This window comes from Thermosulfurimonas dismutans, from assembly GCF_001652585.1.
In the GTDB taxonomy this organism is placed as follows: Bacteria; Desulfobacterota; Thermodesulfobacteria; order Thermodesulfobacteriales; family Thermodesulfobacteriaceae; genus Thermosulfurimonas; species Thermosulfurimonas dismutans.
Genome location: NZ_LWLG01000023.1, coordinates 1 through 21,313, shown reverse-complemented (window position 1 = coordinate 21,313; position 21,313 = coordinate 1). Strand labels below are relative to the sequence as shown.

Below are 21,313 nucleotides of genomic sequence, written 5' to 3'. Positions count from 1 at the left end.
AGTCCCGCTGGAGGAGGTCGAAATATTTCTTGTGTTCCTCGGGCAAAATGCCACGATGAAAAAGCTCGAACATAGCCCGGGCCAGACGGTCCACCTCGCCTTTCCGATAATAGCGAAAATACTACTTTATCCTTGAATTCCGGCACCTCCAGATCAAAATTCAGGAAAATACCGTAACGCATATTTTTAAGCTTGAGTTGGGAAACATCCCTTTTAGCGGTTCCCACTTCCAAAACCACAGGTGCAAGAGCGGTTTCCACCACAAAATCCGGGGTCTTTTGTGTCTCGGTAGGTAGATAGTACATTCCGTTCGGAAGGAGTCGCCTTAGATAAAAGGCCACGGTATCCTCCAGAAACTTGGAAAAGAAAGGCCGAACGTCCGCAAAAATCTACCTAAGGATTCCGTATCTAAGGGTTGGAGAAAGGAAAAAGACTTTTCTGTGTCGGGCAACTCTGGTTTTGGTTCCGGGTTTATTTCGTCGCTGGCCGCAAGCTGAGAAAGCAGCTTGAAGATACTCACCACCTCGTTTTCCGGATAGAAATTCCGGAGATCCTGATAGACTACTCTTTGAAGCATGTCGAAGGTCTGATCAGCCAGAACCTTCTCCTCCTCCACGGGTATGAAACGGGGGAGATTATGAAATAAGATGTATTCCTGAATAAACCCCTGCCAGGGAAGATCTTTTTTATAAAACTTCTGCACCTCTTTTTTATAGATCTCAGACCTTCCTTTAACTCCTCAAGCGATTCGGAGAAGAAAAGTGTCTTCAGGAGCTCCTACGCCCGGGAAAAGGGGGGTACTTCAAGGTCGGATTCCAGGAAGGCCTTTATCATTAGAAACTCGCGAAAACTCAACGGCATCTTTCAATCACCAGGATATATAACCTTAAGTCCTTTAAAATACTCCCGATAAAATCCCTTATCTCTGGTTAACAAACGATCACACTGAACCAAGGCATGAGCTCCTATGAGAAAATCAGCCGCAATCCTTCTCTTCTTGGGCCCCCTTTTTAAATATTCAGCCCAGCATTTAGCCGCCACTAAGGCGGCTTCCCGAGTAATAGGTGAAAATTCGAGCCCTATCTTCTCTAACATTTTTATAAGGGTTTCCTGCGCCTCGACATAAACCACAGCCACCTCGGCCCATACAACTTCACAAGCTACAATCTTTCCTTCTCTTAGACACTTTTTTAGAGCTTCTTTTGAGGCAGGCCCATAAAGGGGATCGGGTTCCAAAATATCTATTAGAATATTGGTATCAACGGCTGTAATCACTTATTTTTCTCTTAACTGACGGAGGATCTCGTCCGTATGCCTTCCCCGACCAAGTTGACCATAAATTTGATCTATAGGATCCAAAGTCTCTACTTTCACGGCTACCAAACGCCCTGCTTCTTCCTTAAATTCCAAAATAGTCCCGGGCCGAATTCCCAACCGATCCCTCAAAGGTTTCGGTATCGTCACCTGTCCCCGTTCAGCAACCTTCGCACGCATTAACTTTTCCTCATTTCACTAATTACTTTCTACTTACATGAATTATTAAGCATGAATTCATACTTGTAAATACATGGATCCACTCCATCCTTTTTCCCATGCTCCGCGAGGCCGCTCCGCCTCCCTCCAGAAATCTCCCCGATCCCTTGTTGCACTTACGAAGTGCGAAAGTCTTGGGCCTCCCGATACACCCCGAGCGTGCGCTCGGCTACGTGGTCCCAGTTGTAGTCCCGCTGGAGGAGGTCGAAATATTTCTTGCGCTCCTCGGGCGAAATGCCCCGGTGGAAAAGATCTTTCATGGCCCGGGCCAGGCGCTCCACGTCTCCTTTCGGAAAATAGCGAAAGTCGGGCAGAGGGAGCTCCCGATGTTGAGGAATATCGCTTACCAGCACCGGAAGCCCGTAACTCAGAGCCTCAAGAAGGGCGATGGGAAGCCCTTCGTAATAAGAGGGAAGCACAAAGAGTCCGGCGTTTGAAAAAAGTTCGGCAAGAGGCCTTCCGGAAACAAAACCCGTGAGCACCACGCCCGGGGTCCGAGCGGCCAGCTCTTTTATATTCCGGCTGTAAGGAGTCTCGTGGTCCGCATCCCCGGCAATCACAAGTTTAAAAGGCGGATTTTTGAGCCGCCGATAGGCCTCTATCAAATCGTGGAGGCCCTTTTCCGGCACGAAGCGGCAGGCGGTAAAGACATAGCTTCCGGGCTCAAGTCCCCATCGCGAAAGCCCTTCTCCAGGAGGAACGGCCTCCGGAATGTGCACCCCGTTGGGGATGAACACGGCCTCCCGCCCGTAAAGCCTTCTCACATGTTCCTGAATGCCCCGGGAGATGACGATCACCCGGTGGCTGTACCTCACGCCCCAGCTTTCGCCCTGCTTAAGTGCCCTTTTGGCCAGGCGCCCCCACTTGGCCCGTTCGTAGTCCGGCCCGTGGTGGGTCATCACCACCTTGAACCCAAGAGCCCGCGCCAGAGGTACGACCAGACACGGACCGATGGCGTGAATATGGAGGATATCCGGCTTAAATCTCCGCGCCAAAGAGACGGCAAACAAGGTATGCGTTATGGCCTCAAGGGATTTTTTCCGCGGACACCACAAATGGTGGAACTTTACTCCGCGCCATTCGAAAAGACGGTTGTCCCTGGAGATATATGGCGTGCGAGTGAAGACCAGAACCTCGCACCCGAGCTTTACCAGCCTGGGGTAAAGTTCTTGGCAATGTTTCTCCACCCCTCCCTGAACACCGGGGAATCCCCTCGTTCCGCATACGACGATTCTCATGGAATCAGTCCAAACAGGGCTCCTTTCCCATCATCACCCGCAGTTTGTTCCTTACCACCCATTTTAGAGGCTTCCATATATATTTCTTCATCACCGGGGCGGCGGTCCCTATCATCCAGCACTGCCTATCACAGTTTTTGACCTTTTCTCTAACCTTTTGGGCCTGCTCACCGTTCCAGATCTCATCCCAGGATTGGCGTTTCAGATTACCCATGACCCACGGTTCTGGAGAACCGTTGCAGGGAACCACTTCCCCAAAAGGGGTTACGAAGAAATTCTCCGTCCCGGCCTCACAAGGAAGAAGTCGCGGTTGACCTCTCACTCTTCGGATAAGCCCGTAATTGAAGTAGGCTCGAAACCAGTTCTTCACCCTCTTTGTACAGAGCAGTTCATTTATCAATTCCCGGAAGCAGTCTTCGATCATTCTTTGATCTTTGAAAACATTATCGTGTTTATGAAAATAATAGGAATTGTGCGTAACCGCAGTGGCAAATTCAAACCCCAGACTTTTGGCAAGCTGGTAAAGTTCTATCATGTCTTTGGCGTTCCGGTCGGAGACCGTGATGCCGAAGCCGATGTCCTTAAGGCCCATGCGCTGAAGCTCAAGGAGCGTCCGCAGGCCGTGATCAAAGCCGTCTTTTATACCCCGTAGCTCATCGTTGGCCGCCGGAAGCCCCTCAAGACTCACTCTTATACCTATTCGGGGATACTTCTTGGCAATATTTACGATCTTTTCCGTAAACCACCCGTTGGTGCTTATGACTACTCTTTTAGACTTGCGCATCACAATGTCCACAATGTCTTCTATGTCTTCCCGCAAAAAGGGCTCGCCCCCGGTGAGGTTCACGAAGGCCAGATTGTCCGGAAGCTTCTCCAGCACCTCGGGTTTTATTTCCTCCGAGGGTTTTGTGGGATATTTCCAGATGTTACACATGTAGCATTTGCAGATACAGCGGTAGGTCAAAATAATAGCCGCCTCCATCCTCACCCCCCTATGTTAAGGTAAAAATTAAGGTAAAAATCTACATAAGCAAAAACCACTTGAAAGGAAAGATAACTACTTTATCCTTGAATTCCGGCACCTCCAGATCAAAATTCAGGAGAATACCGTAACGCATATTTTTAAGCTTGAGTTGGGAAACATCCCTTTTAGCGGTTCCCACTTCCAAAACCACGGGTGCAAGAGCGGTTTCCACCACAAAATCCGGGGTCTTTTGTGTCTCGGTAGGTAGATAATACATTCCGTTCTTAAGGAGTCGTCTTAGATAAAGGGCCACGGTATCCTCCAGAAACTTGGAAAAGAAAGGCCGAACGTCCGCAAAAATCTGCCTAAGGATTCCGTATCTAAGGGTTGGAGAAAGGAAAAAGACTTTTCTGTGCCGGGCAACTCTGGTTTTGGTTCCTCCGTAGGGAGGAGAGGCCAGTAAAACCTCCGCTTCTATCAAGCTTTTTATTATTCGTTCTATCCGCTTTCTTGAAACCCCTAAGTCCTGCGAAAGCCTCTCCGGGTTTATTTCGTCGCTAGCCGCTAGCTGAGAAAGCAGCTTGAAGACACTCACCACCTCGCTTTCCGGATAAAAATTCCGGAGATCCTGATAGACTACTCTTTGAAGCATGTCGAAGGTCTGATCAGCCAGAACCTTCTCCTCCTCCACCGGTATAAAACGGGGGAGATTGAGAAATAATATGTATTCCCGAATGAGCCCCTGCCAGGGAAGATCTTCTTTATAAAACTCCTGCGCCTCTTTTTCTACTAGTTTCAGGCCTTCCTTTAACTCCTCAAGCGATTCGGAGAAGAAAAGTGTCTTCCTGAGCTCCTCCGCTCGGGAAAAGGAAGGAACTTCAAAGCCAGATTCTAGGAAGGCCTTTATCATTAGAAACTCGCGAAAACTCAAAGGAAGAAGGGATCTCAGGATCCACCGGGTGGCCAGATCTACCGTAGAGTGAAGATACAGGGCAGAGCTTCCGCTTACGAAAATAAAACAGTCTTTGAACTTGTCATAGAGCACTTTTAGCATCAGAGGCCAGTTGTGGAGATATTGCACCTCGTCGAGAAAGAGCACCAGTGTTTTCCTTTGAGACTTCAAATCTTCGTATATTTTTTGCAATCCTTCGATAAGATCTTTTTCCGAAAAACCGTAACTGTAGGCCACATCAAGGCTTATAAAGAAGCCTTCGGCTTTTTCCTTGAAGTTTCGAAGGAGATAGTCCGCCAGTTGCCAGAGGAGGGTGGTCTTTCCGGTTCCCCGCAGTCCGGCCAGGGCCACCATCCTTATCCCCCGGCCGGATTTGAAAAATTCGCTTAAATACCTCTGCAGTTCCTCATAAAAAAATCTCTTCGGTAGCTTCTTTCCCTGGAAGCAAATGGTTTCCCTGAGGTGTGAGGAGGTTATCTTTTGATTCCGAAGAAACTCGAGGCAGGTTTCCTTCAAGTTCCCTCCCTACGTGTTAACTCTAAGGCCGTTACCGAATGCGGCTCGAAGGTAAACCAAAAGTATTCTTTCCCCGGATCCACCTCCACCTCTTGGTAATGGATTTTAACCCTTTCTTGCCGATTTTCATTGGTGGCGGTCACCGAAGGCCCGTTCAGCACCCAGGCCCGAACCACGGGACCAGAGGGAAAGCCATTTATTTTTATCCGCGTCCTCATAGGTTCTTCCAGGTTTTTGTTGATCACCATGAGGTAGATTCGGTTCCTCTTCTCGTTGGTGCTCGCCAAGGCCGAAATATATGGCGTCGGCCCGTATTGCGGGGCCGAGCCAAGTTCCCCAATTTTCATATTTTTAATATAGACTGTTCCCTTAATTCCTTTATTTTCTTTTCCTTTGATAAAAAACAGCAGATTTAAAATTTTAATATTATCGGGAGTCTTAAAATCAAAGCCGGTTTTTATCCACTCTGTATTTCCCCATAAAATCTTTGAATGTTTAATACGTCTATACCTTTGATCTTTAATTGCTATAAAAAACCATGCTTTTGCCAAGTTTGTTTTTATTTCGGTTTCCCAAAAATATAACCAATTAGGTTTAACATTTTGAATTTTATCAATAAAATATATTCCTAACTTATTACGTTTTTCGCAATCAAAATGAATTACCGAATAATCAGAATATTTTTTTACTTTAACACACGGAGGAAGCCATTTAAAATCAATTCTCAAAACTTTTTCTTTATAGATCTCTGAAAAATTTAAATTTTGAGAGGATACTTTTTTAGTTTTTATAGAAGGTAAAATGTTTTTATAGCCAGATTGAAAATAACTTTTTGATTTCACTTTAGTTTTTAATAAAATATCTCCAAAATGATTGGCATACAATTCAAATACATAATAATTAGGTCTCATATAATATCTATCCCTTAATTTCAAATATCGAGGATTATAAACTAATCCCCAATAAGAATTAGAAAAATGGTGATAATTAGCGCACAAAATAGGCGTATTTGCCGTCAAAAATACTCTTAAAAGATCCGCAATTAGAAGAGCATTTCCTAGAGAATGCCTGTATGGTACCGGCTTATTTTGCACAAAACCACCATTATATTCGGTAATAGCAATCGGAATCTCTCTCCTAGTAATTTCTTTTAATTGTTTAGAGATCCTAAAAAGAGAATCGCTAATTTGCTCAGGAGCAGCCAAAGCTATTTTAAAAAGTTCATTAGTAGATATTTCATTTCTATCAGATCGATAACCAGGAGGATAGATATGAAAAATTACGAAATCGACATTTTCTTTAATTACAGAAAGAACAGTTCGACTCCACCAGCCTAATCCATATAAACTTCTTCTCATTACTGCTCCGAGTTTAATCTTAGGATCAATGTTTTTAATTAACTTTTGACATTCAAGATACCGTTCTCCATATTCTCTTGGATCTACAGCGGAAATTTTCCTATGATCCCCATGCCACACTTCGTTCCCAAATTCAAACCATCTCACCCCATAAGGCTCCGGGTGCCCATTGGCGGCCCGCACCTCCGCCCAGGCCACCCCGCCGTTGGGGTTGGTCCCGAGGGGAGCATTGAGATACTCCACCAGATCCGCTAGGTTCTGGCAGGTCCCGGTGAAATAACTCAAAACAATAATAGGTTTAGCTCCTACAGCCTGACAGAGCTCCATGAACTCGTCTATGCCGAATCTGTACATGGGCCGCTTTTCAACCGGCCCGATGGCCCTTTTCCAGTCGTAATGATGGGTACCGCACCCTCCGGGAAAACGCAAAACAGAAACTTTTATTCTTTTGGCAAGGTCTACCAGAACCGCGTTTGGCCTTCTCAAAAGTGGGTCCCAGACTCCGGCTCCGAAATTGGTAAATCTTCCGTCGTTTACACAAAACTTTCGGTTTTTCCTTCGCGTTTTACAGGGATCGAAACCCAATATTCCCTGGCCGAAAATGTAGGGATTAACCCTCTCCACTTCCTCAAAGTTGATGGTAATTTCAGCCGCAGGTTGCGCTAGCAAGGGAGAAACCGAAAAAAAGCACAGCAAAACAAGGAGCCAAAAAATTCTCATCGATCACCTAACTCTCAAGAAGCCTTCGGTATATTCGCAGGAGTTCCTCGCAGTGTTTCTCGAGGGAAAATTCCCGCTCCGCCTTTTGCCGCGCAGCTCGCCCCATCTCCCGCCGAAGATCCTTGTTCTTCCACAGAAAAAGCATCTTTTCTTTTAATTCCTCCACATTCCCCATCTCGAAAAGAAGCCCCGTTTTACCCTCCTCCACGAGCTCCGGAAGCCCCCCGATGCGGCTTGCAATAATGGGTTTCCCCAATGCCATGGCCTCAAGCACAGTCATAGGACAGTTTTCGTAACATTCCGAGGGCACCACCACAAAGGAAGCCCGGGCCACAAGCGACTTGAGCTCCTCCCCTGTCCGATAACCCAAAAACTCCGCCTCCGGATATTTCGCCTTAAGCTCGGCTTCCATCGGCCCGGTCCCAACTATTTTGAGGGGGATCTCTTTGGCCACTTCCTGGTGAGCCTCAAGTAGGGTCTCCACGCCTTTCTCCCGGGAAAGCCTTCCGAAGTAAAGGGCGTATCCACCATCCTCATAGGTAGGCCGGTATTCGTTAAGGTCTATCCCGTTGCGAAGAACTACGATTTTCTCCCGCGGAATCCGTTGCGAGACCACTTCTGCCAAAAACCGACTGGGAGCAATAAAAAGGTCCACCTTGTCATAGGATTTAAAGAACTTATGCCAGTAAGCTTCCACCATCAAAAGAAGCCCCTTGAAGCGTGAGCCAGCACAGTTTTTGAGAAACGGTTTGTAAAAATACTTTCCCTGGCACTCAAGGCAGAGCTTTATTTTCCGGTCAAGCATAAGGTAGGTAGGGCAGATGAGCTTCCCGTCGTGCAGGGTTAGAATCACTTTCACCCCTTGTTCCTTGAGAGGATGAATGATGGAAGGTGTCAACTGGTGGTAAATGTTATGCAGATGGGCAATATCCGGCTTTTCCTTTTGAATTAAAAATTTAATTTTTCGAACCGCCTCTGGAGAATGAATAAATTTGAAAGCGTTTTTTAATTTAATAAGAAATCTATTTGTGGTGTAATAGTCAATATAGGAGACAAAATAAGATGAATATTCAGAAGAAAAATTTCTGGAATCTTTCATAGAAAAATCTATTACTTTAATCTTATTATTCAACAAGAACTCTCTTTCTTGAAAAAGAACTCGTTCTGAACCGCCTTTAAGATAAAAAAATTTGTTTGCTATAAGAATTTCCATTATTTAATTCTCTAAACTTACTAAGCGCCTTTTCATTGCATTAAAAATATTTTTTGACCTTCTTAAATTAAAGATTAATGCCATAGATGTTTTAATAGGAAAAGTTATCAAATAATAAACAAAAAATAAATAGTTTGGACTAACTTTTTCAAAATCATATCCCCAGAATTCCATCTCTTTTTTATTAACTTCTTGGCATATATATATTTCAGTTTTATTTAATCCTTTATTTTTCCAAGCACTTATTACCTCTTTTCTGAAACCTTTTTTACCCTTTTTATAGACAGAAGATCCGGCCAACTGAACATCCAACATTTCATTATAAAATTCTACTTCCAGAAAATCACACGTCTTTTTAATTGTTCTGTAAGGATCATTTACCAATTCTTCAAATTTTACTACTAAAACGTTTGGATGAGATAAAAAAGGCTTAATAGCCTTGGAAGCTGAATTCCAAAGCTTACTTATTGTATAAGGATGATAATTTATCCAAGAACGTATAGCTTCTCTCAGAGGCATATTACTATGTCCTAAAAATTTCATTTTCCATTTGTTTTTTTGTGAAGCTAATACTGCTCTAGGATCTCGAATCATATATATAATCTTCGAATCAGAAAAGTACTGTAAAATTTCTTTTAAATAAAATAAGTTACGTGGCGTTTGCTCACAAGGGAAAAGTTTTCCCATTTTTTGTGTTTCAATATACAAAAAATTTTTATATATTTCTATTGGATGTTCAATTTTATTTTCAAAACAAAGTTTATTATATAACAACAAAGCATCATTATAACAATCATCTATATTACATTTAACCCAATCACTACCTTTATGAGACCAATATAATTTTGTCAGCATGTTCAAAATTTTTTTATCGTTAATTGAGTTATCATTAGGATCGTATAGCATTTCAAAAAAATGTAATTCATTAAAAGAATAAATCAAAGGATGCTTATTTAAAATCTCGGCCATTAAAGTAGTACCACTTCTACTATTACCCACTATAAATATTATCATTTTTTCCTAAAAAATTCTTTATTTTTAATAGTGTATTTAAAACTAAATTTTCGGGTTTAACATACATATTATAATAATAAAAATTAGCTCGCATTATATCTTTGATCTTTCCTTGATCTCTTAAAAGAGTATAAATATTCTCTAATAATTCATCTATATTTCTAAATTCTAAATAATTCTTGTCCACCTTAAAATTTCCGGGTAATTGATAAAAAAGAGGTTCTGTAATTATAGCTCTAGATGCAGCAACATATTCTACAAATTTCCATCCAATAGATTTATGTAATCCTGTTGTAGATATACAAATATTATGTAATTTAATTAACTTAACAAAATTAGATCTTCTTGTAATATTTCTAGATATTGTTAAATTTTTAGCAACTTTTAAAGAATATTCATCTTCATACAATCCACCAGTAAATATATTTTTAAGCTCTTTTTTGCAAGATCTAATTATTAAAATTCTGGTTTCATTTAATTTTTCTACTTCTTCTCTATAACATAAAGGGAACTTCATAGGATCAAATAATCGAGTTATAAATAACACTTTATTTTGTGTACTAATAGGTGGAAACTCAAAATTTTCTAATAGCAATTTTTCAGAAATATAACCTAATTTAGGAAATTTGTTCTTAATAATAGAAATCGATTGAATTTTATAAAAAATTGGCCATACTTTTTGGACTATATTCTTAACTAAATATTTCCATTCCAACACAAAATAAGATGGATCAAAAGAAAAATTCAAACCTAAAGGATAAATCTTACAATTAGACGGGGCATATTTATATAAAATTTTTGAAAAACTTCTTTTAAAGTAATAATCCACATTTACAAATCTTTTTTTAAAAAACTCAAGGTTTTCTTCTACAGAAGCTTCAATCCAATTAAAGCCATCTAATGTATCATAAATAACTTTGTATTTATTATCAATAATTACTTCTAAAATAGGTTTTTGTGGATCGCCTTTTATTTTTTCAATTTTCAACTTAATGAGTCTCTTTTTTGCTAAACGATAAAATCCTTCATAGATTTGTATTAAATGAGGACTATAAAAATAATAAAGTTTACATTCAATCATAGTAATTTATATATGTTTTCCCTCAAAATTTATTAAAAAGTTATATTTTAATCCTGAAGCAATTAAAGTCATAAATAAAGGAAATAATACTACATTATTAACAATATTTTGGGGAATGCTAATAATTAGCCAATAAAAAAGGGATACAATAAACAAAAAGTTTGTTTTCCAGTTATTAGCTTTATTTTTAATAAAAAACAATAAAGATTTAATTAAAAAGAGGATATAAAAAATACTCCCGAATCCCATTTCAAAAAATAATCTTAAAAAATCATTGTGAGGATATATTTTTCGTCCAGTTAGAGACTGAAATACTAACTCAGTAGTTCCAATTCCAAAGCCTAAAAGAGGATGTTGCGGTATTAAATATAGCATATTTTTCCAGAAATTTATACGGCCTACAAAGGTATTTTCTGCAGGATTTTCCAATTGAAGAAATCGCAATATTATAATTGGAGAAAACATTAAAAAAATTATAGCAATAGGTAAAACAATACTTCTTAATCTTATTTTATCCCTAAAAAAGAAATATGACAAAAATATAGAAGTAGTCATAGCTATCCACGATCCACGATTTAAAGCCAAAATATAGGCTAATATCATTAAGCTTAAGAAAATCTTATATTGTTTTTTAAATCCTTCTATGGCTACTAATATTAAATTTGAAATTATTGCTAAAGAAAGAAAAATACCAAATTCATTGGCACTAGAAAAAAAACTTTTAATTCTTACTATAGGTCCATAGAATGGTTGTCCTTCTTTTAAAAAAATTTGACAAAAACCATAGAATATAGTTATTAAGGCTAAAAACACTACTGTCTTATGAATCTTCTTGAAATCTTCAGCGGATTCTATTGAATTATAAATTAATAAGTAAACGGAAATTACAGCTAAGATTTTAAAAATGAAAGCAAATGAAGCGTATAAATTAAAAGAATTTATCAAAGAAAGCAGACTCCAAAAAAGGAACAAATAAAGATATACAGAATTAGGAACAAATAAAGAAAAATCTTGCCTAAAAATACACGCCAAATACGAATAAAACAACAAAATTAAAGGCAATGGGGCATTAATAGGAAAATTCCCAAACAATGTCAAATGCTTATTCGCAAAAGGCTGAAAAAGTGTCCTAATGACAATATAAAATCTTATGAAAGCTAACGGATAAAAAGATAATAAAATTAATATCAAACTAGAAATTACAACAGCTATTTTGGAAAGCATTTTTAAAGCACTTTATAAAATAAAAACTCAAGATTTTGAAACAAATTTCAAACCGTTAGACAAACCTTTCAAGATAAAATAACAACTCTTTAAATCTAGTTTTACAAAATTAAACACCAACATTCTGAAAATCTTATAAAAAACCCAAAAATAAGACTTGCAAGTGAAATATCCTTCTCTTTTTAAATATAAACATAAAATAAACCTATTCCTGACAAAATAATATAAAGATTTCCCGGAAAGTTTATTTAATTTTTTAACCTTTTTAATAAAACATATATCTCTAATATAAATATTCTTCGTAAATTTACTTGCCAAAAAACCATAAATAGTATCATCTTTTGAAATAAAAAAGCTTTTATCAGGATAACCTATCCTAGCAACAATATCTCGATGGATCAACATCCCTTCGAAACATCCAACATTTACTAAACAATAATTTAATTTTTTTTCTTTAAAAGATCTGTCTTTCAAAAAAATCTCTTTAGAACTTTTAGGATCCAAATACACCTCCCACAAAACTCTATTGCCATCTACATATTTTCTAGACGGATGAATACATTTAGAAATCTCTGCATATGACAATTGAGTCTCCAACGCCTTTGGCAAGGGCTCAACATCATCATCCATTAACCACAACCAATCATATCCCTTTTCATAAGCCCTTTTTACACCCTCATGAAAACCACCAGCACCACCGGTATTTTCATGCATTCGAACATAGTAGAATTTTATATGCTGCTCATCAGTTAAGTTTTTTATCTCGAATTCTTTCTCCCAGGGCTCTAACAAATTCTCAGGAGGTAATTCTTTTATATACCCCTTCTCCAGAAGCAAGTCAGGGGTACCATCCGTAGAAGCATTGTCTATTAAATAAATTCCCTGTACCGGCCTGGTCTGTTTGCACAAAGCCTCTAGACATTCAATAAGCAAACCCTTACGGTTGTAAGTAACCACTACCGCACAAACAGTATCTTTTACGCTGCTCATCTTTTATCTGATCCTTTCTTCAAATACTTCTAAACTCCTTTTGATTACATCATCCATATCATAATACCTGTATTCTGCTAATCGTCCTACAAGAATAAGATGGTCAAATCTCTCGGCAAGTTCCTGATATTTAGCATAGACCTCCCGGGCTGCTTTATCGAAAAATGGATAATAGGGAATGTCTCGCTCTGGATCATAATCTTTCGGGTACTCTTTAAGAATGACGGTCCTATTGGTCTTGATAGGATGTATGTGTTTAAATTCCGTTATCCTTGTGAAATCATAATCGTTGGGATAATTCACTACAGCCACTTCTTGAAAATATTCTTTTTCGATTACTTCAAGATGAAGATCTAAAGAGCGATAAGGTAACATTCCAAATTTGTAAGCAAATAATTCATCTATCATGCCCGTAAATATTACCTTTCCTTTAAACTCTTGCCCCAAGAAGTAGATTTTCTTACCTTTTAAATCTACTTTCATTATTTCCTTAAAATCCGTATTCAACATGAGCTTTATGTTTGGATGAGAAAGCATTCTTTCAAAGATTTTAGTATAGCCTTCTTCTGGTAACGCTTGATATTTATCATCAAAGTATCTATCATCCCTCCCAATACAAACAGGAACTCTTGCAGTAACTTCTGAATCTATTTCTTCAGGTCTCTTTCCCCACTGTTTTATTGTGTAATTTTTAAAAATTTTTTCATATACAAAATCTGCCAGAAATTTTAAATCTTTATCATTTTCCTTTTTTAACTTTAAAATCGGAACCTTTGCACCATAAGGATATTTTTTTAGAAGTTTTTCTTGTAATTTTTTTGATAAAATTTCAGGGAATAGTATATCCATAGAATTGAAATTAAAGGGAATTGGAACCTTTTTTCCATCAATAAAAGCTAAAACTTTATGGTAATATATTCGCCAATCTGTAAAGTTAGAAAGATAATCAAAAACTTCTTTGTAATTTGTGTGGAATAAATGAGGGCCGTATTTATGAATAATTATCCCGTCTTTATTTCTATAGTCATAACAGTTTCCACCTATATGACTTCTTTTTTCTATTACCAAAACTTTTTTGTTTAAAACATTTGCTATTCTTTCGGCTATTACCGATCCTGCAAATCCTGAACCAACTATTATGTAGTTAAACACTAAAACACCTTCTTATAATAACTGTATTTTTACTACAAAGCTATTCAATAATGATCTTATTTTTTGTTTTTTAGTCATCACCGGCGTACAGTAATTGCACATAAGTGGAATAAGAGGTTTTATTCGGAATTTCCTATATAACACTTCGAATTCCATAGCAGCTTCCATCTGATGACGCAAAACACCTTTATAATTTCTATCTTTAATAGTAAAGTTATTTATAGGATATAAGGATCGATGTATCTTCCAATATATTGATTGTTTATTTTCAGGACAACATTTACAATAAGACGCTCCATGTATAATGCTTAAACTAGGAACTGCAATCATTCTTCTTCCGTGTAATACTAATATTTTTTTGTTAATTAATTTATCTAAGTTGGAAAAATCTATCCATTTTCTCAAAAATCTTGCTAAAAATTTTTGTAAATATTCAAAAAAAATTTCTTCCAACTCATGAAAGGATATTTTGTAAATAAGACTATAATCTTGCCTAACTTCTCCTAAAATATCTATCCATTTGATTAAATTTGAATCTTGATAAATTTTTTTTAAAAAAACAAAACTATGTCTAACAGAATTTAAAGTGAGTAAAGTTTGTCTTAAGTAAACTTTTTTTTGTAATCTAATGCCTTTTAACCAAAAAAGAGCATTATATGTAAAGTTTATAAAATGGACTTTATCTACTATGCTCTGCTCTTCTTCCGATGGAACAAGTATGTCAACCTCCTTACCACAGAGTAGCTTCATGTTTTGAAAAGTATGCAAAAATTTTATCTTCCTAAAAATACTCTTTGGATAGATTAAAATGTCATGAGTAAAAACGTATTTCTTAACCTCATTGGACACAACAAATTTTTTTGCTTTCTCTACAATTTTTGCAACAAAACTATCATCCAGACGATCATCATACACTATTACAAGATCTAAATCAGAAATGGAGGGATGCTTTAAATTACCAAAACTATATAATGTTATCTTAGGATATTTAAACTCGTCAACAAACTCTATTATTATCTTTCTATAGTCATCCATATCTAATTTCTTTAGATCATTGATAATCTGTTGTTTATTCAACATCTATGTTAAAATCTTTCTTATAAATTTTTCTAACTTCATCGTAGAAAAACTGAGTATAAGGAATACTTCCCGAAAATATATAGTTGAATTCTTTTCTATTAATCTTCTGACTATATTTCTGCATTACATACTCATATAATATAGGATTTAAGTATATATCTAAAAATAGCTTTCTAAAGAGATTTTCTTTGGTTGTTAGTTTATAATTCCATATTTGACGCAAGTAGCTACATCTATCAATATAATTTTGTAAATCTATTGATAAAAATTGTTTTATTATCGAAAAAGAATCCCTTTTGTATACATAAATATTAATTACCTCTAAAAAGAGAACAGGAATAAATAACACTGTAGCTACAAAATATTTAAGATTCCATAGATTAGCTATTCTTTTAAAACTTTCTTCGTGATGAATTACAAAATAGTTTAAGACATTCGTGAGGAAAATAACGTGTGACAACCTTGAGTCATATACTTGAAAGAATAATTCCTCTGAATTTTTTATGGATGTAGCATAATCTAAAACTTTCGTTGGGAGACATGCTTGGTTGTACGCATATAAATCAGACTCAAGACACGCAAAATATCTATGGTGCTGATAAGGATCAAACTTGTAAAAATAGCGAGATGCTCTAAATAGTTTAAAAATAGTATCTATAAAAAGATCTACATCTTCTTCTGCTTCTTTACTTATGATTATAAAAGTATCAAAATCACTAAATTTGTTATAGTCAAGGGTAGACAGACTTCCCTGAATAAATACTTCTTTCAATCCTTCTATTCTCGAAACTTTCTTATAGAAGTTGCGCACTTCTATAAGCTGAGGGTAAGCATAAAATGTGTTGTCATATTGTTTAGCCTGTACTAAATATGGTCTTGTTTTTACATATTCATGAAGATAGTTTAGTATTATGTTGTGGATTTTTAGAAAAAACTCTATGTAATTTTTAAGATACAAAATGTTATAACTAAGGCTATAATTTTTACCAGTTATCCGATTAAGTATCTTTAATAGATTCTTTAAGTAATTGACACTTGACAATGAAACTTTAAGTTTGCTTTTATCCCTTATGGAATTGATTAATACTTTTGATCCCCTATCTAAAACATTCAGATTAACAATAGAATTAAGTAATTGGTTTATTCGAAAGTGTAAATACTCATAACGTCTATTCATTGCTAACTTTTCCCAATTATTTTCTACTATATGCTGAGTATCTAAATAACGCATATAAAATTCCTTTTTTATATAAATAAAAAATTCTATAAATTATTATCATAAATTCCGTAACTAAAATTAATCCTATTAATAAAAAAACACTTTTTGAAAACCATAATATTATAGGTAAAATAACCAAAAATAAAATGGAAAAGAACACATAGGAAAATCCATAAGCTCTGACAAATCCCAATATCAACATAGATTGCATTCCGAACAGATTCATAAAACATTGCAAAGGTAAAGATAAAACCAATAGCTTTAGCATAGATAACGAAGGCAAGAAACTTTCCGAAAATACAAACAAAAACATGCTTTTTGGTATGAAAACAACAAAAGCACATAATAACATGCTTATTCCTGTTGAAATTCTAAATAATCTAAACCATTCTTTTGTGTAAGTTTTAAAACTTTCTTTAAACATCCTTGCTAAATATGGATAAAAAACTTGAAAGATAATATTAATCAACTGCCTTAAAATATTAACTACTTTTTCAGCCAGTGAGAAAAAAGCAACAGATTTATTGTTTATCAATATTCCAATAAAAAACTTAGGAGAATTAGTGTATAAGTTATAAGAAACTGTAGACATAAAAATATGCCATCCCTCTTCTATTTGACGTTTTATTACCATTAAATTAGGAACTTTAAAGTAAATATCAAAATCCTTAAAAGCAATCCATAATGCCAATATACCTGCAACTATAAAACCTAAAGAATTTATCAGCGGCACATAAATATAATCCGAAACTTCACGAACAAAAACAAAAATAGAAACAGCAAAAATCAATTTGGCAATAACATTCAAAATTGTAATATACTTCATCCTTTCCATCCCCTGAAAAAACCATACAGGAAATAAAACTTGCCCCACTACTATTCCAAAACTAAAGTAATATATTTCCCAATCTTTTCGAAATTTTTGAAAACCAAAAACAATAATAGTCAATATTACAAGAGAAAAGATTAATAGAACCAATTTAATAGTCAGTACAGCACTGAATATTTCAGAGATTCGCTCCTTGCTTTCCCGATATATCGAGATCTCTCGGGTAGCAGAAAGATTAAAGCCATAATCCGTTAAGATATTGAAATACTGCACAAAGGATCGAGCAAAAGCTATGAGACCAAACTTTTCTGGACCCAACACCCTAACTAAATACGGTAAAATAACTAAAGGAAGTATATAATTCGCTCCCTGAAGCAACGAAAGAGATATAAAGTTTTCACAAAGTTGTTTTTTCTCCCTGTCTTTGAGAAACTCTTTTATCCTTCCACCTAACACTCAGCAACCTCAAAAACGCCTACTCCACCCCAACTTTTGGAACCGAACTTATTTAAAGTACGATTAAACATAACGCAAAGCTCTCCATCCTTCAATGAGCACCCCTTAACGAAAAATTCATGCTTATTTCATTACTATTCCCATCCATTCTCTTCTGTTTTCGGTTTTCTTATCCCTTATTCTCTCTTTACCTTTTATACCGATCCTCAAACCTCACGATATCGTCCTCTTCCACATACTCCCCCACTTGAACCTCTATGATCTCAAGGGGAATCTTGCCCGGATTTTCCAATCTGTGGGGGGTAGTTTTGGGAACATAAATGCTTTCATTTTCATGTACGTATACGGTTTTATCTCCGATAGTTACTTTGGCCGTACCCTTTACCACTATCCAGTGTTCGCTTCGATGGTGGTGCATCTGGAGGCTCAGGCTTTCCCCCGGCAAGACAGTTATACGCTTGATACGATAACGCTCTCCCCTTTCAAGCTCGGTGAAACTCCCCCAGGGACGATGTTCTGTAAGATGAACTCGTGTTAGAGTAGCCACCATATCGTCCGCTTTCAGGCGCTCAACTATCTCCCTTACCTTCTGCCCCTCCCCTTTTCGGGCCACCAAAACTGCATCCCCGGTCTCAACAACCATCACATCTGAAAGACCTACTACTGAAACCAGACGTTCATTTCCTACAACCAGACTGTTTTTAGTGTCGATAAGCAAAGCTTTACCCAGAATCACATTCTCGTTTTCCCCTTTAGGGTTTACCTCGTAAACCGCTTCCCAAGAGCCTACGTCCGACCACCGTAGTTCTAGAGGCAAAACCGCCGCCCAATCCGTCTTTTCCATTACCGCATAGTCTATAGAGATATCCGGAAGCTTATCGAACCGCTCCAAGATGCTTTCCACTATCTGACCGTAAACCGCGTTATAAATTTCAGGGGCGTGCGTCTTAAATTCGCTCCAAAAGGTGGCGGGAGTGAAAGCAAACATGCCTGAGTTCCAGAAAAAGTTCCCCGAAGCTATATAAGTCCTGGCCTGATCAAGGTCTGGCTTCTCCACAAATCTTTTTACCCGAAACCCAAGGCGCGGCAGGTTTTCTCCGGCTTCTATATATCCATAACCGGTTTCAGGCCGATAAGGTTTTATCCCGAAGGTGACTATATAACCCTCGCGGGCTAATGCTTCAGCTTTCTCCAGGTACTCTCCGAAAGTCTCTTCAGGCTCAATCAAGTGATCGGAAGGGGCCACAAATATTGCTTCATCCTCAGAAATCCCGAGGTTTTCTTCCGCAAATCTTACTGCCAAGGCAATAGCAGGAGCGGTATTCCGCGATACCGGCTCAAGAACAAAATTGAAGGATTCCGGATCTAAATGGAGTTCCTTTAATTGATCTTTAAGCAAAAAAATATGCTCGCGATTACTTGAAAAAATGAGATCTTCAGGAGATAAGTTCTGTAAAAGACGTTTTATTGTTTTTTGAAAAAAACTTTCATCGCCTAAGAGACGCAAAAACTGTTTGGGTAACTTCTCTCGAGAAAAGGGCCAAAGCCTTGTCCCGCTTCCCCCTACCAATATTACCGCTTTCATATGTAATACCCTAACATACTTGGATACCTTCTAACCTAGAGATAAAAATCCTTTCACCAACATGAATCCACTAAGATCCTAACTAACGCACTAACAAAAGGAATAAAATGAATAAAATAAAGTATTATCTCTACCCTCAGCCTATAAAAAGTCGCATTGCCAAAAGCTCGAAAGAGCAATATATCAAAGTACTTCAAAATGACAAGTCTGGCTTCAAACGATTAAAAAGACGTGCGCCCGGTCTCTGGAAGTTATTTCCGAAAACTAGATTTAAATGAAAAAGGAAATCGAATAAGGCCCTCAATGTCTATGAGATCGTTCGCGAGAAAAGAGATGAAATTTAGTTATAGCGAAATGGCCGAAGGTCATGTGGAAATCCCTATCCGTGAATTCCTCCCGGAAGTCCCATGCGCGCCAGAGCAGAAGAAAAAATAGAAACAGGAAAAAAGACTAAATCCAACCCAATTTTTCAAGGTACTGGATAACCTCCGAGATGGCCAGTTCAAGGTTCACCTTCTCGGTGTCGAGCACTAAGTCAGGGTGTTCCGGTTCCTCATAAGGGGCATCTACGCCGGTATAGCCCTTGATGAGGCCGGCCCGGGCCTTTCTGTAATTGCCCTTAGGATCCCGGCGTTCGCATTCCTCCGGAGAGCATTTTACGTAAATTTCGATAAAATTGTCGCCTTCGAAACGACGACGCACATACTGCCTATCCTCCCGATAAGGGGATACGAAGGCCGCCAAGACTATCAACCCGGCATCAGTCATGAGTTTTGCCACCTCGACCACCCTACGGATGTTTTCCCGGCGATCCTCAAGACTGAAACGCAGATCGGCATTTAGACCGTGCCTGATGTTGTCCCCATCAAGAACGTAGCACTTAACCCCCCGCTCAAAAAGGACCTTCTCCACCCCGTGGGCGATGGAAGACTTACCCGAGGAAGGAAGCCCTGTAAACCAAACAAGGCCGCTTTTGTGCCCGTAACGGGCATTTCTATCTGCTCGGGTTACATAACCCTGGTGCCAAAACACATTCGGATCTTTGACTACCGAATCCATGCCCCCCTTGTATTCCCTCCTATGTTAATGGGATCGCGAGCTAGGTAAGTGAGAAAAGTATAGCTGATAAGAACTGGACGGGGAAGCCTCAAAAACAAAGCGCTGGCACAGATCCTGCGCAGCGCTTTAAAAAATCTTAATCATGCAAGCAGTTTCCTTCTTAGCAAGCCCGCGCCCAAAATCCCCGAACCGAAGAGCCATACCGCCGCGGGGAGAGGAACCGCCGAAATAACGTTAAAACCATCACCGTTAAAAGTATATTCGAAACTCGAAAAGTGTATTGGGTCGTCCCAGATAATACTAAGAGTTGATCCACTAGTGGACGCACTAGCAACCCCGGCCTCGGAAGTCCAAATATACTTATCCGGTTTACCATCGGTTCCCGTATCCCAGGCCACATAGACATCGTAGGTACCCGGGGGGTCAAGTGTAAGATTATATTTTAGCAGGTCTGAGTTAGGCCCGACCTCAATACCATCCGATTTCCACTTATGATCCAGAGACCCTATTCCCACCCAGTATGTCGTATTGTTGTCCGTATTGACGAAATGAGCATTAAAGCTCACAACCGAATCTTCATCATCACCATCGATGAACTGGACATAAAAAGGAGAGATTAAAGAGATTAAAGTAGATGCCCAAACATGGCCGGCCGTTAGCACAAACAGCATTAACAAAACTACCCCTAAAAACCCTACTTTCTGATTTTTCATTTTTCGCGCCCCCCAAAAATTTACATAAGAGTTTAGTTTAGAATTATTCAAATTTATAATAAATAGATATCATATTTCTTGTACCTGTCAAGCCATTGTATGAGAGTGTTCGAAAATAGTTTTTAAGGAGCAACGAGATATAGAGGAGGGTAGCCAGGAGGTACATATTATAGAGCACAAAAGCGGCCAGTCCTCTCTTCTGGGCTATTTCTTCCTTTCTTACCCTAAAATGCGAGCCTATTTTCAGTTTTACCGTACCAAACAAACTTTCAATCAGATATCTATTTCGGCCCCATTTCTCCCAGAAAATTCTGGAATCTTTCCGCAGAGGATGTTTTACCTTCTGCCTGAAGGTTTCTTTTACTTTTATGGCCGGTTTTAATCCAAGCTCTACAAGTTTTTCCATGACCTTGAGAC

20 protein-coding genes and 1 pseudogene are annotated in these 21,313 nt (G+C 38.1%); all 21 read right to left on the bottom strand.

Translation table 11 applies throughout. The annotated features are described in order from the left end of the window. The coding region (locus TDIS_RS10270; RefSeq protein WP_153303835.1) for a hypothetical protein at window positions 1-341 on the bottom strand (341 nt) is incomplete at its 3' end. Further along, the gene (locus TDIS_RS10265; RefSeq protein ID WP_068671800.1) at window positions 326-703 is read right to left on the bottom strand and encodes a hypothetical protein; all 378 of its coding nucleotides are present in this window, start codon (window positions 701-703) and stop codon (window positions 326-328) included. The genes TDIS_RS10265 and TDIS_RS10270, both read right to left, overlap by 16 nt. 161 nt (window positions 704-864) lie before the next feature. Then, window positions 865-1,275: a type II toxin-antitoxin system VapC family toxin gene (locus TDIS_RS10260; RefSeq protein WP_084271079.1), complete on the bottom strand. Its 411-nt coding sequence runs from the start codon at window positions 1,273-1,275 to the stop codon at window positions 865-867. Then, window positions 1,276-1,494 carry an AbrB/MazE/SpoVT family DNA-binding domain-containing protein gene (locus TDIS_RS10255; RefSeq protein ID WP_068671799.1) on the bottom strand — a complete coding sequence of 73 codons (219 nt, stop codon included), beginning with the start codon at window positions 1,492-1,494 and terminating at the stop codon, window positions 1,276-1,278. A gap of 155 nt (window positions 1,495-1,649) precedes the next feature. Further along, the gene (locus TDIS_RS10250) at window positions 1,650-2,771 is read right to left on the bottom strand and encodes a glycosyltransferase family 4 protein (protein ID WP_068671798.1); all 1,122 of its coding nucleotides are present in this window, start codon (window positions 2,769-2,771) and stop codon (window positions 1,650-1,652) included. Between the two features lie 4 nt (window positions 2,772-2,775). Beyond that, the gene (locus TDIS_RS10245) at window positions 2,776-3,753 is read right to left on the bottom strand and encodes a radical SAM protein (protein WP_068671797.1); all 978 of its coding nucleotides are present in this window, start codon (window positions 3,751-3,753) and stop codon (window positions 2,776-2,778) included. 40 nt (window positions 3,754-3,793) lie between these two features. Continuing rightward, window positions 3,794-5,041, bottom strand: a complete 1,248-nt coding sequence (locus TDIS_RS10240; protein ID WP_153303834.1) for an ATP-binding protein — start codon at window positions 5,039-5,041, stop codon at window positions 3,794-3,796. A gap of 158 nt (window positions 5,042-5,199) precedes the next feature. Beyond that, window positions 5,200-7,281, bottom strand: a complete 2,082-nt coding sequence (locus tag TDIS_RS10235; RefSeq protein WP_068671795.1) for an alpha-L-arabinofuranosidase C-terminal domain-containing protein — start codon at window positions 7,279-7,281, stop codon at window positions 5,200-5,202. 7 nt (window positions 7,282-7,288) lie between these two features. Next, a complete protein-coding gene (locus TDIS_RS10230) occupies window positions 7,289-8,494 on the bottom strand; it encodes a glycosyltransferase family 4 protein (protein ID WP_068671794.1) in 1,206 nt (401 codons plus the stop codon). Window positions 8,495-8,497: 3 nt separating this feature from the next. Continuing rightward, window positions 8,498-9,463: a sulfotransferase family protein gene (locus tag TDIS_RS10225; protein ID WP_068671793.1), complete on the bottom strand. Its 966-nt coding sequence runs from the start codon at window positions 9,461-9,463 to the stop codon at window positions 8,498-8,500. Between the two features lie 22 nt (window positions 9,464-9,485). Further along, the gene (locus TDIS_RS10220; RefSeq protein ID WP_153303833.1) at window positions 9,486-10,496 is read right to left on the bottom strand and encodes a hypothetical protein; all 1,011 of its coding nucleotides are present in this window, start codon (window positions 10,494-10,496) and stop codon (window positions 9,486-9,488) included. Between the two features lie 99 nt (window positions 10,497-10,595). After that, complete coding sequence (locus TDIS_RS10215) at window positions 10,596-11,813, bottom strand: O-antigen ligase family protein (RefSeq protein WP_068671791.1); 1,218 nt, start codon at window positions 11,811-11,813, stop codon at window positions 10,596-10,598. Between the two features lie 27 nt (window positions 11,814-11,840). Next, window positions 11,841-12,803 (bottom strand): glycosyltransferase family 2 protein, encoded by a 963-nt coding sequence (locus TDIS_RS10210; protein ID WP_068671790.1) that lies wholly within the window; start codon window positions 12,801-12,803, stop codon window positions 11,841-11,843. A gap of 3 nt (window positions 12,804-12,806) precedes the next feature. Next, a complete protein-coding gene (gene glf, locus TDIS_RS10205; RefSeq protein ID WP_068671789.1) occupies window positions 12,807-13,955 on the bottom strand; it encodes a UDP-galactopyranose mutase in 1,149 nt (382 codons plus the stop codon). 12 nt (window positions 13,956-13,967) lie between these two features. Next, window positions 13,968-15,035 carry a hypothetical protein gene (locus tag TDIS_RS10200; protein WP_068671788.1) on the bottom strand — a complete coding sequence of 356 codons (1,068 nt, stop codon included), beginning with the start codon at window positions 15,033-15,035 and terminating at the stop codon, window positions 13,968-13,970. Further along, window positions 15,025-16,266 carry a nucleotidyltransferase domain-containing protein gene (locus TDIS_RS10195; protein WP_068671787.1) on the bottom strand — a complete coding sequence of 414 codons (1,242 nt, stop codon included), beginning with the start codon at window positions 16,264-16,266 and terminating at the stop codon, window positions 15,025-15,027. Before TDIS_RS10195 ends, TDIS_RS10200 begins: the two co-directional genes overlap by 11 nt. Continuing rightward, a complete protein-coding gene (gene rfbX, locus TDIS_RS10190; protein WP_068671786.1) occupies window positions 16,229-17,539 on the bottom strand; it encodes an oligosaccharide flippase family protein in 1,311 nt (436 codons plus the stop codon). The genes TDIS_RS10195 and rfbX overlap by 38 nt, the downstream gene beginning before the upstream one ends. A gap of 187 nt (window positions 17,540-17,726) precedes the next feature. Further along, on the bottom strand, window positions 17,727-19,124 hold the full coding sequence (locus TDIS_RS10185; RefSeq protein WP_068671785.1) for a mannose-1-phosphate guanylyltransferase/mannose-6-phosphate isomerase: 1,398 nt from the start codon (window positions 19,122-19,124) through the stop codon (window positions 17,727-17,729). Between the two features lie 450 nt (window positions 19,125-19,574). Continuing rightward, entirely contained in the window at window positions 19,575-20,183 is a 609-nt protein-coding gene (gene cysC / locus TDIS_RS10180; RefSeq protein WP_068671784.1) for an adenylyl-sulfate kinase, read from the bottom strand. Window positions 20,184-20,323: 140 nt separating this feature from the next. Then, window positions 20,324-20,896, bottom strand: coding sequence for a VPLPA-CTERM sorting domain-containing protein (locus TDIS_RS10175; RefSeq protein ID WP_068671783.1), 573 nt, complete (start codon window positions 20,894-20,896; stop codon window positions 20,324-20,326). 43 nt (window positions 20,897-20,939) lie between these two features. Further along, window positions 20,940-21,313 (bottom strand): annotated as a pseudogene (locus tag TDIS_RS11200) (hypothetical protein); the annotation flags it as partial.

Bases quoted from the DNA above. Each gene is read 5' to 3' on its own strand.
- TDIS_RS10255 (WP_068671799.1), bottom strand. From the start codon at position 1,494: ATGCGTGCGAAGGTTGCTGAACGGGGACAGGTGACGATACCGAAACCT.
- TDIS_RS10250 (WP_068671798.1), bottom strand. From the start codon at position 2,771: ATGAGAATCGTCGTATGCGGAACGAGGGGATTCCCCGGTGTTCAGGGA.
- TDIS_RS10245 (WP_068671797.1), bottom strand. From the start codon at position 3,753: ATGGAGGCGGCTATTATTTTGACCTACCGCTGTATCTGCAAATGCTAC.
- TDIS_RS10240 (WP_153303834.1), bottom strand. From the start codon at position 5,041: ATGGTGGCCCTGGCCGGACTGCGGGGAACCGGAAAGACCACCCTCCTC.
- TDIS_RS10235 (WP_068671795.1), bottom strand. From the start codon at position 7,281: ATGAGAATTTTTTGGCTCCTTGTTTTGCTGTGCTTTTTTTCGGTTTCT.
- TDIS_RS10230 (WP_068671794.1), bottom strand. From the start codon at position 8,494: ATGGAAATTCTTATAGCAAACAAATTTTTTTATCTTAAAGGCGGTTCA.
- TDIS_RS10225 (WP_068671793.1), bottom strand. From the start codon at position 9,463: ATGGCCGAGATTTTAAATAAGCATCCTTTGATTTATTCTTTTAATGAA.
- TDIS_RS10215 (WP_068671791.1), bottom strand. From the start codon at position 11,813: ATGCTTTCCAAAATAGCTGTTGTAATTTCTAGTTTGATATTAATTTTA.
- TDIS_RS10210 (WP_068671790.1), bottom strand. From the start codon at position 12,803: ATGAGCAGCGTAAAAGATACTGTTTGTGCGGTAGTGGTTACTTACAAC.
- TDIS_RS10200 (WP_068671788.1), bottom strand. From the start codon at position 15,035: ATGTTGAATAAACAACAGATTATCAATGATCTAAAGAAATTAGATATG.
- TDIS_RS10195 (WP_068671787.1), bottom strand. From the start codon at position 16,266: ATGCGTTATTTAGATACTCAGCATATAGTAGAAAATAATTGGGAAAAG.
- TDIS_RS10185 (WP_068671785.1), bottom strand. From the start codon at position 19,124: ATGAAAGCGGTAATATTGGTAGGGGGAAGCGGGACAAGGCTTTGGCCC.
- cysC (WP_068671784.1), bottom strand. From the start codon at position 20,183: ATGGATTCGGTAGTCAAAGATCCGAATGTGTTTTGGCACCAGGGTTAT.
- TDIS_RS10175 (WP_068671783.1), bottom strand. From the start codon at position 20,896: ATGAAAAATCAGAAAGTAGGGTTTTTAGGGGTAGTTTTGTTAATGCTG.